Source organism: Pseudoalteromonas sp. OANN1 (assembly GCF_024124685.1).
In the GTDB taxonomy this organism is placed as follows: Bacteria; Pseudomonadota; Gammaproteobacteria; order Enterobacterales; family Alteromonadaceae; genus Pseudoalteromonas; species Pseudoalteromonas piscicida.
This window is the reverse complement of the sequence record NZ_JAMXSE010000002.1, coordinates 151,806-167,118: the sequence shown is the minus strand read 5'-3', so window position 1 is coordinate 167,118 and position 15,313 is coordinate 151,806. Positions and strand designations below refer to the sequence as shown.

Genomic DNA, 15,313 nt, shown 5'->3' with positions numbered 1-15,313 from the left:
ACAACTATAGTGTGAGTTAATTTTAGGCGCAAATTGATTTATGCCAGTTTAGATCGAAATTAGGCTTACTACCGTATAGCCTTTCTTGTAAAATAATCCTATTAAAATGATAATCTAAGGAGCGTTAGGTGTCTCGCTTTTCAGCCATAACAGATAATCCCCATGAAGGCCGATTTAATTCCAAAACGGGTATTCTTATTACAAATTTAGGTAGCCCAGATGCACCAACGGCTAAAGCACTTAGAATTTATCTCGCGGAGTTTCTCTCCGATCCCCGTATTGTCGAAATTCCAAGACTAATTTGGTTAATGATTTTGCATGGCATAATTTTACGTGTTCGCCCTAAAAAGTCAGCACATGCCTATCAATCAATTTGGACCGATGAAGGCTCCCCTTTGATAACCATTAGTCGAGCGCAAACTGATAAAATAGAGAAGCAATTACGCAGTGAAGGTTTTGAAGACATCGAAGTTGAGCTTGCCATGCGCTATGGCAACCCGTCAATTGAATCAGGGCTTGAGAAGTTAAGAGATAAAGGCATCACACGAATTATCATCGTGCCGCTATATCCCCAATATTCCAGTGCAACGACAGGCTCAACCTTTGATCAGATCTCAAAGGTCCTAAGAGGTTGGCGCTGGGTACCTGAACTGCATTTTATTAATGGCTATCACAAACATCCGCTTTATATTGAATCTTTAGCTAATTCTATTAGAGAAGATCTTGAGGCAAATGGAGAGCCGGATAAATTGGTATTTTCATATCATGGCACACCAAAGCTATTTTTAGATAGAGGCGACCCGTATCACTGTTTTTGTCAGCAAACGACTCGCTTAGTCGTTGAAAAACTTAATCTTGATAAAGAAAAAGTGATGACGACCTTCCAAAGTCGTTTTGGTAAAGCTGAATGGTTGCAACCTTATACGGACAAAACACTCGAGAGTTTTCCGAGTCAAGGTATTAAAAATGTCGCTATTTTAAGCCCTGCTTTTAGTGCCGATTGCTTAGAAACGCTCGAAGAGTTAGAAGTTGAAAACCGTGAGGTATTTGAGTCTGCTGGCGGTGAAAAGTATCGCTATATTCCAGCACTAAACGACCGTGATGATCACATTAAAGCGATCACAGCGCTGATAAAACCACTGTTGTAATAAAGGCGCAGAAACAATCTGCTATTTCTGAGGTGTGATATCAAAATATCACACCTTTATTTTTCTAATGCACTTTGTGTTTGTTCAGCAAAAGCGTCTGTTGTGAGTAACTCAAGACAGGAATCTATTGGTTTTGCGGGACTGTAAAAGAATCCTTGAATGTGATGACAACCGAGCTCTCGTAACTTTTCTAGTTGAGTAAACTGCTCTACCCCTTCGGCTATCACACCAATTCCCAACTTATCACTGAGCTTAATGAGGCAGTCAATCATTACTTGTTTGTTGTAATCAGACATTAGGCTGTCGACAAAGCTCTTGTCTATTTTTAGGTAATCCACCTGATTTTCTATCAAGTTACTTAATGATGAATAGCCAGTACAAAAATCGTCAAGCGAAACCTTGATCCCATGCTCCCTCAGTTGATTAAGCGTTTTCCAAGTATAGCGATTTGTAGCAAGCGATTCGGTAACTTCAATGGTAATTGCTTCATACGGGATCTTGGCTTTTTCAATGGCAGAGGTGATTAGCTTCACCTGATTAATACTGGCTTTAAACTCACTAACAGAACGGTTAATAGAGATCCCAACCTCTGTAAAACCAGCTTGGTGGATTTTTGCTAAGTCTTGGCAGCTACGCTCAAGCACAAACTGTCCAACTAAATGAATAAGACCAAATTCTTCAGCGATAGGAATAAAAGTGCCAGGCGAAACCATGCCGTACTCATCGTCAAACCATCGCACTAGGGCTTCAAACTTTGTGATGTGGTTGGTATCAGCATTAACGATTGGTTGATAATAAACGGTAAGCGCTCCTTCTTTCAGTGCTTGTTTTAACTTGTCTTTAAGCTTTATTTTATTTAAATAGGCATTTTGAATTGCCGCATTGTGTAAGGCTACCTGTCCGCGCTCGGTCTTTTTCACGCTATTAAGTGCATGTGCTGCGTTTCTGAGTAAATTTGCTGCGGTGATCCGAGAGCCTGCTTCAAGCTGTGCAATGCCTGTAGAACAAGTGACTTCTATGGTAATTTCATTAAATACATAAGGCTGAGAAAGTTTCTGTGAGAGCTTTTGAGCAATCTTTAGCGCGCTTTCCACATCGCTGCGCGTAAGTAGTAACGCAAACTCGTCACCACCGTACCTTGCGATAATATCATTTTGGCGAACCGCATTTTTCAATCGTTTAGCTACAGAAATAAGTACCTTATCGCCAATCTCCGGACCAAAGACATCGTTGACTTCCTTGAACCTATCCAAGCCAATAAAAAGCAGTGAGCAACTGGTATTGTTACTTCTAGAACCCGATATTTGTTCTTCTAAGCGCTGCATAAAGCTACGGCGATTTAACAGCGCAGTTAATGGTTCATGGTTAGCGTAGAAGGTAAGTTGGGATTCATTACGCTTCCATTCGGTAATATCTCTAAAAATGCCGACGTAGTTAACGACTTTACCTTGCTCATCCTTCACCACGCTAAGTGTTAATTCTTCAGGATAAATCTGACCGTTCTTGCGACGGTTGTGGATCTCTCCTTTCCAGTGACCAACCGTACTCAACGATGCCCACATGGCTTCATAGAATGATTTATCTTGCTTACCAGATGATAGCACCGCAGGGTCTTGGCCTAATAATTCGTAGCCGGTATAACCCGTTAGTCGCTCAAAAGCACGATTTACCATAATGATTTTATTTTCATTGTTAGTGATCATGATGGCTTCTGTTGCATGCTCGAACACAACATTAGTGAGTTCGAGCTGTTTATTTAGCGATGAAATATAGCTAATATCTTGAATGGTCGCAGTGAATACAAGCTCATCGCTATGCTGCTCATCAGACTCTACTTGACCAATAATTCTTAATAACCCGTAGTGTTCGGTGCGAGAGGCCAACGAAACTTGTAAATCAACATGCCGAGTTCCACTTAGTCTGACTTTCTCTAAAGCTATCCGCAGTCGCTCACTATCTTCTATCGTAAGTTTATCTAGTAATAATGATAGAGAAAGAGAATCAGTTTTTGTCTTAATTAGATGATTAAGATGAGAGGAAAAGTAGTGTTTGTTCTGTTTAAGTTGCCACGTCCAAGTGCATAAGTCCGCTATTTGCTCGCCTTTTGCAAGTTGTTTGAGCAAAATTCCTTGTTTGGTCAATTCTAAATTATGGCTTAGCTCCGTTGAGATCAGGTGTCCTAACTCTTGAAACCATAGTTTTTCTTCTAGGCTGACTTGTTTTTCTTTATTAAACAAACAGACCATGATTCCAATGGGTGTATGATCTAATGCTCGCAAGGTTAAACCAAGATAACCTTCTATGCTTAAAACGCGAAGGATCTCATCCTCTTCATAAAGTTGCTGTAAACCACTTGTGACGCAACATACATCATTGCTTGCTTTAGCATCAAAACAAGGTGTCCCTTCAAGGTCATAAATAATATTATCGACTTCTTTACCATTCGCGAGGTACATCACGGTCTTTACGCGCTTATCGTTATCGATAAACTTACCCACAAAACAATGATCCGCATCAAATCGTTCATACAACTGTTTCAATGCGAATTGATATCGCTGATTAGTAGATGTTAAATTGTAAAAATGGCTAAACGTTAAATTCATAGAAGTCTGTATGGCTCATTCCCGACCAAGATTTTTGTTTAATAAATAATAATAGCTTATTAAACTACATAGAATATAAATACAGATCAATAAATTTGCTTTGTGTTGAGAAATTGAGTCTAGTAAAGGCGAGATAGCGCCGATTGACGCTATCTAAGAAGAAAATTTGTTTATCTACAGTTGCGGTTGTACGTCCAAACCATAACCAAACATCACAGCGAGTACCAGTACAGTTGCCGCAGCGACCATGAGTTTAGCCATCAACGGCATACAAAATCTAAACCAATGTGTATAAGGAACGCCGGCCATACCGAGTATCCCCATTAATACCGCATTTGTTGGCACTATCATATTTGAGAAGCCATCACCAAACTGATACGCAAGTACCGCAACCTGTCTTGGTACACCAACTAAGTCGCCCACAGGCACCATCAATGGCATAGTCACATATGCCTGACCTGAGCCCGACGGAATAAACATATTTAAAAGCGTTTGGATAAGTAACATACCAACAGCCGAAACTTCTGCAGCGACATAAGAAAGAGGAGTTGAAAGTCCATGTACAATCGTGTGAAGGATTTGACCATCTTCAAGAATAAGGGCAATACCACGAGCTACGCCAATAAGCACGGCAGTAGTGACCAAGTCTGAAACTCCTTCGATAAAACGATTTGCAGCTTCGTCTGCTGACAGTTTACCAAGAATTGAAATCACGACACCCCACGCAATAAATAAGCCACCTAGCTCGTATAAATACCACCCCTGAGTAGCAATTCCCCAAACTGCGCAAACAAGTGTCACAATAAAGGTAAGCAAAATGGTTCTATGACGACCGTTAAGCTGCGGATAGCTTGGCGCGGCCTGACCCGCCAGTGGGCAAGGCACATCTTTCATCATCGAGTGTTCAGGATTTTGTTGTACCTTTTTTGTATAGCTCCATACATGATGAAAGCCAATCAGTACAAATGGAACAAAAATAGCAAATCTTAACCATATGCCCGAATATACTGGTACTTCAGCAATTTGCTGAGCAATTAATACCGTAAATGGGTTGAATGCTGACACACCGTATCCAATACCGTAGCCTGCGATGATCATGCCAACGGCAGTCATGGCATCGAGCTTCATAGCCTTACAAAGCGCAACTAAAATCAGCACAAACGGAATGTATTCACCTGCAGTACCTATCGCACTTGACGCGATTGCAAAACAGAACACCACCATAAAAATCAGCTTTTGTGGTTTATCGCCATTCTTCTCAAGTAAGCGCCCGATCAACGCATCAACAGTGCCTGTTGCACGTGCAATTGCGAGTACACCACCCACTATCATCACAAAGAAAATAACGTCTTGCGCAGCAGCAAAAGCACGAGGAATAGCTTTTAACAGATCCCAAGGAGTAAGTTGAACAGATTCTTCTGCAATGTGGTAGGTACCAGCAAGTACAACTTGTCTGCCAGTATCAGTGGTTGCAGTATCAAAAAAGCCTTGTGGAATAATCCAGGTCGACAGCAATGCAATTAGCATCATACCTAGTAGCAGGACTAGTGTATGAGGAACTTTCAATGTTTTTGCCATGGAAAGTACAGCTCCAAATTAGGTAACGGTAAAAATTGCAACGCATCTTACCGATATTCGGAGCAGATTTCACTTTTTAATATCAAATTTCCAATTATGCTACATTGTGATTGGCTAAAACGGCATGTTCAACACGGTTCCTGCCGTTTGCTTTCGCTTGGTATAGACTACGGTCCGCTAGTTTGAGTGCGTGATGCAAATCCTCAGAGCACAGCGGCCAATGAGAGACCCCAAGAGAAATAGTGATATGCCCGGCTTCACCAAACTCAGTTTCAGCGGTACATGCGCGCAGACGTTCAGCGATCCTATCTGCTTTGTCTATATCTACATGCGGTAGAAACATTAAGAACTCCTCACCACCACTACGACATAGGTGATCTTGTTCACGTGCATTAGTGCGCATCAGCTCGGCGAGTTTTCTGATCACCGCATCACCAACATCGTGGCCGTAAGTATCATTCACATGTTTAAAGTGATCGATATCAAGCGCAATAATGCTAAACGGAGTTTGCTGCTCATAGGCTGTTTCTAGCCACTTCTCCATTCCTCGTCTATTGAATAAATGAGTCAGCTGATCTTGCTTTCTCTCATCGTCAAAGCGTTGGATCTGTGCTCCTAAGTTCTGAACACTACTGTGCATTGCCTGATAAAGCCATGCTGCTTCATAATACCATGTGGATACGTGTGGAAAATCGATGTTTCTGCCATCTTCGACTTGTTCTGATAACTTAGCTAATCGCCATAAAGGCTTAGCAATTAAAGTTCCGAGTCCAAGCACACAAATCAACAAGAATACAGTAAACGGAATGGTCGTTTTTAAGACATGCTGCATAGTGTTCGATAATTGTGACATCGTGACCTCTAATGGGCGTTGTGCCACGACCCCCCAACCACTTGTCGGTACAGAAGCATATCCAGCGAGCATTGCTACACCTTGGGTATTGACTATTTGGGCGGAACCTGAGGTTTTGCTGAGTAATGATTCAACGACCTCATTTTTGGTGACGTCTTGCCCAATGCGATGATCATCGTGATGATAAATGAGTTTACCGTTGGCCCCGGTAACATAAATATAGGTTTTGTCTTGGTGATGATGGTTTGCTAATAATCGGCCTAAGATATTGTCACCTTTAAGATAAATCCCAGCTGCGATAAAACCTACGAATATTCCTTCTTGGTCAAACATTGGATGAGTTGGGCTCACCATCAAATTCCCAGCCGGCGAAACAAATGGACCTACAATAAAAGGGGCTTTTTCACGAAGTGGCAAAGTTTCGACTTCATTTTTGAGTGTAGCTCCTATCACACCAAGTGAACTTGGTTGGGCACCGATAATTTCACCTTTTGCGTTTACTAACACGATAGAGTCAAAACTATGTGTCCTTGTAAGCATTTGACTCAATTCTTTATTAACCACCTCAGGGTTATCTAGCTGCGTCGCAATGGTTTCGCTCGACGCTTTTAGTTGCATCAATACTGATTGTAAGAAGAGATCGGTAACATCTGCTAACTTAGTTGCATAGGCACGATTTGCCTCTAACGTATCTTTTACCATCACTTGTTTTTGCACTTGGTAGCTCGAAAACAATGCGTTTAGTAACGATGTAAATACGCATAATGTGGCAAGAATGAGTATCAGCTTTTTAAGGTCTAACCAATGTTTTGCTTTATTTATTTGTACCACTAAGAACTCTCTTTAATGTACTTCCATGACATTTTAGCTATTCGTCTGAGTAAAACAGTTAATCTATATCAAACTCTGGTCAGACCAATAACGAATTAGCACGTCCACATTCTGTGTGCCCGTATTATAACCACATGGTCAAAAATATTTAGTTTTTTGAACGGATTATTGGTATTGTCTCAGTTATCAGGTGTAAAATAATCTGAACATAAATACAGCGAAGTTCTTAATGAAGAAAAAGACTACCAATCCACTAGTTGGCCACTTTACACTTGCTTGCCTTGCGCTTGCGGCGATATGGATGTTCGTATCTGATAAAGATGCATTGCTTGTCCTTAATTCCTTGGTTCTTGTCTATATTGTATTTGCTTTAGCAAAACGGCTAATGAAGTCTTCCAATAAAAAGTAACTTACTCTACTCACCTAGTTCAGAGCTAAGTTACTCATTAGCCCTGAACATGATAGATAGCCTGTTTTACGGCCTAACCAGCTTTAATAGGTTCTCTCCCTTACTATCAAGCTCATTAAGTGGCTTAAGCCCCATAATGCGTGTAAGTGTTGGGTAAACTTCTAAATTGCTCGCTTGTTCTATCGTTACACCCGATTTAAAGGCGGGGCCACTTGCGACAAAAAATGCGGCCATATCAGGTGTTACCTCATACCCATGCGTACCATAATAGCCTTGCTTACCTTTCTGCACGAAGACAATAGGTGCTTTTGCCTGCAGGATAATGTCACCGATACGAGAAGACTCACCGCCATTTAGTTGCTGTTTTCGCTGACTATTCAACACCTCATAACGACCCTCCGCTTTTTCACGTAACTGCTGCACAAGCGTCTCTGTTTCAAGGACTTTATCACCTAACGCATAAAGCGATACCCTCGTTCCGCTATTTTTTATCGTCCAATCTTCAGGTATATCTAGCTCTTCAAGGATCACGGCTTTGCTTGGTTCTACACTTGCCATACCGTGGTCAGAAACGAGTACTAAGTTCACTTTAATTTTGTCCTTTTTCAAAGCTGCGACAAAATCTCCAATTAAGCCATCAACAAATTGTACTGCTTCTCTCGTTTTTTCATGGTCCGGTCCGTATCCATGACCCATTGTATCCACTAAAGAAAAATAGCTGGCAACAAACAATGGTTTTTCGCTTTTTGGTAATTTTAGCCAATTGTGTATTTCATTAAGACGATTCTTGTAATCGGCTTTCTTTGAATAATGATAGTAATAGTCAGGCGTCATACCATTGATTCTAGCGTCTGATTCTGGCCAAAAATAAGCGGCAGATTTATATCCATGCATTTTTACAAGATTCCATAAGGGAATACCACTTATCCACGAGCTATCGACTTTACCCATCCCCATCTTATAACACTCTTCACGCTTCTTATCGCAAAAGTAATTATCGACGATGCCATGATTGATTGGTTTTAAACCCGTAACAATAGACAGGTGATTTGGAAATGTCTTAGTCGGATATTGAGGCCATAGCTTGGTCGCGCGGACGCCCTGCTTCGCAAGATTTGCAATATTCTTTGCATCGTGTTTTTCAATGTAGTCCCATCTAAATCCATCGATGGAGATCAATATGGTTGTCGCGCGCTCAGCAAAAGCAGTGCAACTAACGATAGATAACGTGAAAAGGAGGATTCTTAGCATGTATAAATTCCCGTGTCATGTGAGTACCGCTGCAAAAGTAAGAGGCCGTGCAGCATAATCCGTGTGATTGCGGCCGCATTAAATCACAATGATTTGAAATTTATATTGATTTGCGGTCAGTGGATGGCAATTATAGATATTCGGGGAAGGTTAACTTTCACTATGTTGTAGTTGAGCTTAATTAATGCTTGATCTAAGTCAAAGTGACCTTTATATTAAAGTTTCAATAATTACTGAAAGTTTAAAACAATGAACTTATCACCAAAAATAGAAAATTTTGTACTTCATTGCGGCGAAATGGGAAGCCGTTGGGGTTTCAACAGAACTATAGGGCAAATGGTTGGTTTGTTGGTTATTAATGAAAAACCATTAACAGCGAACGAAATCGCCGATGCATTAAAAATTTCACGTGGTAACGTGAGTATGGGAATAAAAGAATTGCAATCTTGGCAACTAGTTAAGGTGCATCATATTCCTGGCGACCGTAAAGAATACTACTCTCCAAACGGCTCTATTTGGGATCTCGCTAACCGCGTATTTGAAGAGAGAAGAAAAAGGGAAATCGACCCAACACTCACTCTACTTCGTGACCAAATCCTAGATAGCGCTAACTCACCAGAAGAAGTGTATGCACAGCAGCAAATGCAATCCATTCATGACCTACTTGAAACCGTCACTAAGTGGTCAGCGGAACTTCAACGCCTATCACCAGAGCAATTGCAATCGTTGATGAAGCTCGGTTCTTCTGTGAGTAAAGTAATAGATTTAAAGGATAAATTATTACGTAAGTCTTAAAGTGCGAGGTGCGTCATGCTTGATACGTTGTTGTTGTCGCGAATACAATTTGCAGCAAATATTAGTTTTCATATTCTCTTTCCCACGATAACCATCGCGTTAGCTTGGTTTCTGGCGTTTTTTAAACTCAAGTATGACCTAACCGAACACCCGGTTTGGTTAAGAGCTTATCGCTTTTGGGTCAAAATTTTTGCATTGACCTTTGCACTCGGCGTCGTAAGCGGCATTACTATGTCGTTCCAGTTTGGTACAAACTGGCCCGGCTTTATGGAGAAAGTCGGTAATATTGCAGGTCCCTTGCTCGGTTATGAAGTATTGACCGCATTTTTTATGGAAGCAACATTTTTAGGGATCATGCTGTTTGGCATGAAGCGCGTACCACCTAAAATACATACTTTAGCCACTTTTATCGTCGCCATAGGTACAACGCTTTCGGCATTTTGGATCCTGTCTTTGAATAGTTGGATGCAAACCCCGACGGGCTTTGAACTTAGAGACGGTATCGTATATCCCACGGACTGGTTTGAAGTTATTTTCAATCCTTCATTCGGTTATCGCTTCTTCCATATGTTATTAGCTAGTGCACTGACGGCCTCATTTTTGATAGCTGGTGTCAGTGCGTATCGGATGCTGAAAAACGATGAAAAACATGCCCCCAAAAAGGCGCTAACCGTTGCGTTAACCGTTGCGGCACTGCTTACTCCATTGCAAGCTTTTGTCGGCGATTTACACGGCCTAAATACACTAAAACACCAACCACAAAAAATTGCAGCAATGGAAGGGGTGTGGGAAACAGAAAAAGGTGCACCACTATTACTATTCGCAATTCCAAATGAGGAAGAAAGACGCAACGACTTTGCGCTCGGTATTCCTAACATGGCAAGTTTTATTCTTACCCACGACGTGAACGGTGAAATTAAAGGGCTTAATGAATTTAAAGGTGAACACCCACCTGTTAAGCCCGTCTTTTTCGGTTTTAGAATCATGGTTGGGATGGGCATGCTGATGATCTTAGTTGCGTTTGTCACTCGTTTTACATTATGGAAAAAGGGCGAGTTACCGAAGTGGCAACTGAAAGCGCTTGTTGCGATGACTTTCTCAGGTTGGGTGGCTACCCTCGCAGGCTGGTATGTCACAGAAATTGGCCGCCAACCTTATATCGTCAGTGGAATCTTAAGAGTTGAAGATGCAGTCACGACAATTGCCTCAGAAAACGTCTTATTTACACTCATTGGCTATCTGACGATATATGCAATCTTACTGTACGCTTATATTCGTACTTTGTTCCACACTGCTAGCAAATCTGTAGAAGTGGAAGAGTACGACATGAAGGAATTTGCTGAGGAGGTGACTCGTGTTTAATCCAGAATATCTATCTCTCATCTATGCCGGTTTGATGGCACTCGCAGTGCTTGTTTATGCAATATTAGATGGTTACGACCTTGGCGTTGGCATGATGATCCCGCTGGACGATAAAGAAACAGCAGACACTATGATAGCCTCTATCGGTCCATTTTGGGATGCTAATGAAACGTGGTTAGTTTTAGCTGTAGGCCTAGCATTTATCGCATTTCCTCAAGCCCATAGTATGATCTTGCAGGCGCTCTACATTCCTGTTGTGTTTTTACTCTTTGGCTTAATTATGCGTGGTGTCGCTTTTGATTTCAGAGCAAAAGCGAGAGTTAAACGCCAAAGGCGGTGGGACAAAGTATTTAAATTTGGGTCGCTACTCACCTCGTTCGCGCAAGGGTATATGCTGGGGCTTTATGTCATAGGCTTTGAAAATACCCCTCTTGCCCATGCATTTGCGGTCTTTAGTGGAATTGGCGTTGTCTGCGCGTATGGCTTGATTGGTTCAGCATGGCTAATTATGAAGTGTGAAGGGCAATTGCAGCAAGATGCGATTAGCTGGTGCAAAAAATTTGCGAGAGTAGCCTTTGTTGGGGTGTTGCTCGTTTCTATCATCAACCCAGCGATTAATGAGTGGATCTATGAGCGTTGGTTTGACCTCCCGATGGCCTTAGTCGTATTACCAGCCCCGATTATTTGCTTGTCGCTCTTTGTAATTTTAGAACTTGTGTTACAGAAACTACCAAAGTCACCAGATAATGGAGCTTGGTTACCGTTCCTGATTTCAGCATTTATCTTTGTGCTTTGCTTCTTCGGCTTAGTTTATAGCTTTTACCCATTTGTAGTGCCTGGCAAGCTAACCATCTTCGAAGCGGTCGCTGACGCGTCAGCTCTTACTTTCTTATTATATGGCGTAGTCATTGTGGTGCCGACCTTAATTGCATATACGTTATTTTCGTACCGAGTCTTTTGGGGCAAGGTTCAACCTTTGTCCTACTATTGACACTTGCATACATTAGCCCAACCAAAAGGCAGCGAGTTGGACGCTGCCTTTTTTATTGCATTAAGAATAATACTCGCCTCTGCTATATGTCTTTTTTGTTTACTGCAAATTTAATGGCGGCGTAGCAAGCTATATCCTTTAATAAATAGGCATAAAAAAGCCCGTTGCTAGAACGGGCTAAGTCAGACTTTCGCGGCTAAATCTTTGGATAACCTATTCTGTCAGATAAATACCCAACGCTCGAAGCAAAATAATAAGACCTATTCCAATTCATCAAAGCCTTGTAATTATCATAAGCTAGATACATACGGCCATTGGCGTCATCTGGCATCACTAATGCTGCTGTGATATTCACTTGTGGCAAGTCAGTGCCGTCCATTCTGCGAAGACCAAGCGCTTGCCACTCCTGCAATGAACGCTCTGATTTACGCCATTCACTAAGCCACTCTTTGTGTGATTTGGTGCCACGTTTTAAAATGTAGCTATTGTCAAAACCTTCAGGTAATTTAACTTGGCGACCCCAAGTCAGGTCATCGTTCCAGCCCACACTTTTCAGGTAATTGGCTATTGACGCAAAAGCATCTTCTTGTGTCGTCCAAATGTCTTTGCGACCATCTTTGTTATAATCAACGGCATAAGACGTAAATGAAGTTGGCATAAACTGAGTTTGACCCATTGCTCCTGCCCAAGATCCTTTGAAATCATCCAGACCGATGTGACCATCTCTTAAAATATCCAGCGCAGCCCACAACTGTCTTTTATACAAAGCTTCTCGACGACCATCAAAAGCAAGTGTCACTAACGCACTAATGACTGGATAGCCGCCTTGAATACGACCAAAGTTACTTTCAAGGCCCCACAGGGCAACAATAAACCGTGCCTGTACGCCATATTCTTTTGCTATTTTTTCTAAAGATTCTTGGTGTTCTTTGTAGAGTTTGCGGGCCTGTTGGATTTTCCATTCAGGGACGCGCTTGGGTAAATAAGTTTCTAGTGTTTCGACAATTTCTGGCTGGGACTTATCAGCCTTAATCACCTTTTCCTTAAATACTGCTGTTGCAAAAGCCTCATCAACTAATTGTTGTGTATAGCCCTTGTCAATCGCTTCTTGTTTTAAGTTTTTGAGGTATTCATCAAACTTCGCTTGAGTGTTAGCAAAGACTGATGTGGACAAGCAAACTGAGGCCACTAGTAGGGAAATTTTTTTTATCACGAATCTGTTACTCCGTTTTGCTTTCTAAATTCATCGAGCAAGCTTTCTGTATGCGGTGGAAGTTGCAAGTAAAACCCATCGTCAGTTAATTTTTGCTTAACCGTTTCAAGATCAGCAATTCCCAATTTTGTTCTTCTCGCAAGGTCAATAATCATGACATAGATAGGAGTGCCGAAAGTTTCCATTAACGGTGCAGGGACATTGGAAAAATCATCTCTTTTAGTTACAAAAAGATAGGTATCCGCTTTTTTTGGACTTTTGTATATGGCAGTGAGCATTATAAGCCTATAAATTCTTGCTAATCATGGGCGGTCACTATACCATGCTATTAGTAAGTTGTGGAAAGTTTTACTACGCGCTAAAGTCAGCTAGATAAGGCTTTAGCGGCGGTTGTAACAGAAATTTGAGTACATATGGCAAATCAAACATTCGAACTAAAAGGAAATCTATTTACACTCTCTGTGCTGCAGTTGTTTTCTTTAGATCTGACCAAGTTAAGGCAAGATCTTGATAGCAAAATTTCGCAAGCGCCTAAATTTTTTCAAGGTGCACCAATTGTAGTTAATTTAGCTGATGTTCAGGAGCAAACTGTAGAATTCAAAGAGTTAAAGCAAACACTGGTCGATTTACAGCTCAATCCAGTGGGTGTGTGTAGCGGTACTCAAAGTCAGCACGACTTAGCCAAAGAAGCCGGGTTTTCTGTACTAAACTATTCAAGGGATGTGCAACCGAGTACCCCATCACAATCTCAAGCAGCTGAAGTAGTAGAAAAACAAGTTTATCTTCCTGCTCAAATTGTGAACGGAACGGTACGTAGTGGTCAGCAAATTTATGCTAAAGACCGTGATCTGATCGTGCTAGGTGCTGTAAGTCATGGTGCAGAAGTTATCGCCGATGGTAACGTGCACATTTACGGTACTTTACGTGGTCGTGCAATCGCAGGCGCGCAAGGCCAAGAAGACACTAGTATATTCTGTCAGCGCTTAGAAGCTGAGCTAGTGTCTATAAACGGGAGTTATTGGATCAGTGATTCGCTGCAAGGTGAACACTGGGGTCAAGCTGCTCAAATAACACAACAAGACGAATCATTAAAAATTACAGCTTTGGTCAAAGGATAAATCAGATGGCAAAAATTATTGTCGTAACTTCAGGTAAAGGCGGTGTTGGTAAGACAACGTCAAGTGCAGCAATTGGTACTGGCTTAGCGCTAAAGGGTTATAAAACAGCCATTGTCGATTTTGATATTGGTCTTAGAAACCTCGACTTAATCATGGGATGCGAGCGTCGCGTTGTTTATGATTTTGTCAACGTTATCAACGGTGAAGCAAATTTAAATCAAGCATTGATTAAAGATAAGCGCGTTGAAAAACTTTATATTCTTCCAGCTTCTCAGACTCGTGATAAAGACGCCCTCACTCGAGAAGGGGTTGAGCGTGTGCTAAATGAGATGAAAGAAGAATTTGATTTCATTATTTGCGACTCACCAGCGGGTATTGAAGCAGGCGCAATGATGGCATTGTACTTCGCTGATGAAGCCGTGGTAGCAACTAACCCTGAAGTTTCATCCGTTCGTGACTCAGACCGCATTTTAGGTATTCTACAAAGCAAGTCGAAGCGCGCTGAAATGGGCCTAGAGCCGGTTAAGGAACACCTATTGCTTACACGTTATAACCCAGAGCGTGTCGATAGCGGTGAAATGTTGTCGGTAGACGATGTTAAAGAAATTCTAGCGATCGACTTACTAGGTGTAATACCTGAATCAAAAGCAGTACTTAATGCGTCGAACTCAGGTCAACCGGTTATCTTAGACCAAGAGTCTGATGCAGGCCAAGCGTATAGCGATGCAATTAACCGCTTATTAGGTGAAGTCGTTGATTTCCGTTTCTTGCAAGTTGAGAAGAAAGGTATCTTCAAACGGATCTTTGGAGGGTAAAGTGTCATTACTAGATTATTTTCGTTCTGAGAAAAAAAATAGCGCATCATTAGCGAAAGAGCGACTGCAAATCATCGTTGCGCACGAACGCTCAAAGCGTGGTACACCTGACTACTTACCACAACTTAAGCAAGACATCCTCGATGTTATTCGCAAATACGTAAAAGTAGATTCGGATGCCGTCAACGTCCAGTTTGAACAAAACGAGGATGATTTAGCAGTATTAGAATTGAACGTTACTCTACCTGATGATGAAAAGTAACAGTTTGAGTAAATGTAATAAGGGCTATTTCTATAGCCCTTATTTATTTCGTTTTGCCCATTCTAATTAAGCTGTCAAGGGGCT

General features: G+C 41.5%; 13 protein-coding genes. 7 read left to right on the top strand and 6 right to left on the bottom strand.

Annotated elements, in window-relative coordinates:
- The first annotated feature begins 128 nt into the window (after window positions 1–128).
- Window positions 129–1,148, top strand: coding sequence for a ferrochelatase (gene hemH / locus NH462_RS02770; protein WP_253103737.1), 1,020 nt, complete (start codon window positions 129–131; stop codon window positions 1,146–1,148).
- Between the two features lie 56 nt (window positions 1,149–1,204).
- On the opposite strand, the gene NH462_RS02765 is transcribed toward hemH, so the two are convergent.
- The 4 genes from NH462_RS02765 to NH462_RS02750 all read right to left on the bottom strand — a co-directional run bounded on the left by NH462_RS02765 (window position 1,205) and on the right by NH462_RS02750 (window position 8,673).
- Window positions 1,205–3,751, bottom strand: coding sequence for a GGDEF domain-containing phosphodiesterase (locus NH462_RS02765; protein ID WP_253103734.1), 2,547 nt, complete (start codon window positions 3,749–3,751; stop codon window positions 1,205–1,207).
- 174 nt (window positions 3,752–3,925) lie between these two features.
- The gene (locus NH462_RS02760) at window positions 3,926–5,329 is read right to left on the bottom strand and encodes a TIGR00366 family protein (RefSeq protein ID WP_017216779.1); all 1,404 of its coding nucleotides are present in this window, start codon (window positions 5,327–5,329) and stop codon (window positions 3,926–3,928) included.
- A 94-nt stretch (window positions 5,330–5,423) separates the two neighbouring features.
- Window positions 5,424–7,013 (bottom strand): sensor domain-containing diguanylate cyclase, encoded by a 1,590-nt coding sequence (locus tag NH462_RS02755; protein WP_253103730.1) that lies wholly within the window; start codon window positions 7,011–7,013, stop codon window positions 5,424–5,426.
- A 475-nt stretch (window positions 7,014–7,488) separates the two neighbouring features.
- The gene (locus tag NH462_RS02750) at window positions 7,489–8,673 is read right to left on the bottom strand and encodes an ectonucleotide pyrophosphatase/phosphodiesterase (protein ID WP_253103727.1); all 1,185 of its coding nucleotides are present in this window, start codon (window positions 8,671–8,673) and stop codon (window positions 7,489–7,491) included.
- Window positions 8,674–8,922: 249 nt separating this feature from the next.
- Here NH462_RS02750 and NH462_RS02745 point away from each other — a divergent pair, with 249 nt between their 5' ends.
- The 3 genes from NH462_RS02745 to NH462_RS02735 are packed head-to-tail and all read left to right on the top strand — an operon-like array spanning window position 8,923 to window position 11,821.
- A complete protein-coding gene (locus NH462_RS02745) occupies window positions 8,923–9,468 on the top strand; it encodes a MarR family transcriptional regulator (RefSeq protein WP_010605404.1) in 546 nt (181 codons plus the stop codon).
- A gap of 15 nt (window positions 9,469–9,483) precedes the next feature.
- Window positions 9,484–10,830, top strand: a complete 1,347-nt coding sequence (locus tag NH462_RS02740) for a cytochrome ubiquinol oxidase subunit I (RefSeq protein ID WP_010372946.1) — start codon at window positions 9,484–9,486, stop codon at window positions 10,828–10,830.
- Entirely contained in the window at window positions 10,823–11,821 is a 999-nt protein-coding gene (locus NH462_RS02735) for a cytochrome d ubiquinol oxidase subunit II (RefSeq protein ID WP_010372949.1), read from the top strand. Before NH462_RS02740 ends, NH462_RS02735 begins: the two co-directional genes overlap by 8 nt.
- A 196-nt stretch (window positions 11,822–12,017) precedes the next feature.
- On the opposite strand, the gene NH462_RS02730 is transcribed toward NH462_RS02735, so the two are convergent.
- Both NH462_RS02730 and NH462_RS02725 read right to left on the bottom strand, forming a co-directional pair.
- Window positions 12,018–13,034, bottom strand: a complete 1,017-nt coding sequence (locus NH462_RS02730) for a lytic murein transglycosylase (RefSeq protein ID WP_010372952.1) — start codon at window positions 13,032–13,034, stop codon at window positions 12,018–12,020.
- Window positions 13,031–13,312, bottom strand: a complete 282-nt coding sequence (locus tag NH462_RS02725; RefSeq protein WP_010372955.1) for a YcgL domain-containing protein — start codon at window positions 13,310–13,312, stop codon at window positions 13,031–13,033. The genes NH462_RS02730 and NH462_RS02725 overlap by 4 nt, the downstream gene beginning before the upstream one ends.
- A gap of 135 nt (window positions 13,313–13,447) precedes the next feature.
- Here NH462_RS02725 and minC point away from each other — a divergent pair, with 135 nt between their 5' ends.
- Genes minC through minE form a run of 3 tightly spaced genes read left to right on the top strand, consistent with a single transcriptional unit; the run spans window position 13,448 to window position 15,229 of the window.
- Window positions 13,448–14,152 (top strand): septum site-determining protein MinC, encoded by a 705-nt coding sequence (gene minC, locus NH462_RS02720; RefSeq protein WP_010372958.1) that lies wholly within the window; start codon window positions 13,448–13,450, stop codon window positions 14,150–14,152.
- A 5-nt stretch (window positions 14,153–14,157) separates the two neighbouring features.
- The gene (gene minD / locus NH462_RS02715) at window positions 14,158–14,967 is read left to right on the top strand and encodes a septum site-determining protein MinD (protein ID WP_010372960.1); all 810 of its coding nucleotides are present in this window, start codon (window positions 14,158–14,160) and stop codon (window positions 14,965–14,967) included.
- A 1-nt stretch (window position 14,968) separates the two neighbouring features.
- Entirely contained in the window at window positions 14,969–15,229 is a 261-nt protein-coding gene (gene minE / locus NH462_RS02710) for a cell division topological specificity factor MinE (RefSeq protein WP_010372964.1), read from the top strand.
- Window positions 15,230–15,313: the final 84 nt, after the last annotated feature.

Coding starts and splice junctions, on each gene's coding strand:
- minC (WP_010372958.1), top strand. CDS start 13,448: ATGGCAAATCAAACATTCGAACTAAAAGGAAATCTATTTACACTCTCT.
- minD (WP_010372960.1), top strand. CDS start 14,158: ATGGCAAAAATTATTGTCGTAACTTCAGGTAAAGGCGGTGTTGGTAAG.
- NH462_RS02760 (WP_017216779.1), bottom strand. CDS start 5,329: ATGGCAAAAACATTGAAAGTTCCTCATACACTAGTCCTGCTACTAGGT.
- NH462_RS02750 (WP_253103727.1), bottom strand. CDS start 8,673: ATGCTAAGAATCCTCCTTTTCACGTTATCTATCGTTAGTTGCACTGCT.
- NH462_RS02765 (WP_253103734.1), bottom strand. CDS start 3,751: ATGAATTTAACGTTTAGCCATTTTTACAATTTAACATCTACTAATCAG.
- NH462_RS02745 (WP_010605404.1), top strand. CDS start 8,923: ATGAACTTATCACCAAAAATAGAAAATTTTGTACTTCATTGCGGCGAA.
- NH462_RS02725 (WP_010372955.1), bottom strand. CDS start 13,312: ATGCTCACTGCCATATACAAAAGTCCAAAAAAAGCGGATACCTATCTT.
- NH462_RS02740 (WP_010372946.1), top strand. CDS start 9,484: ATGCTTGATACGTTGTTGTTGTCGCGAATACAATTTGCAGCAAATATT.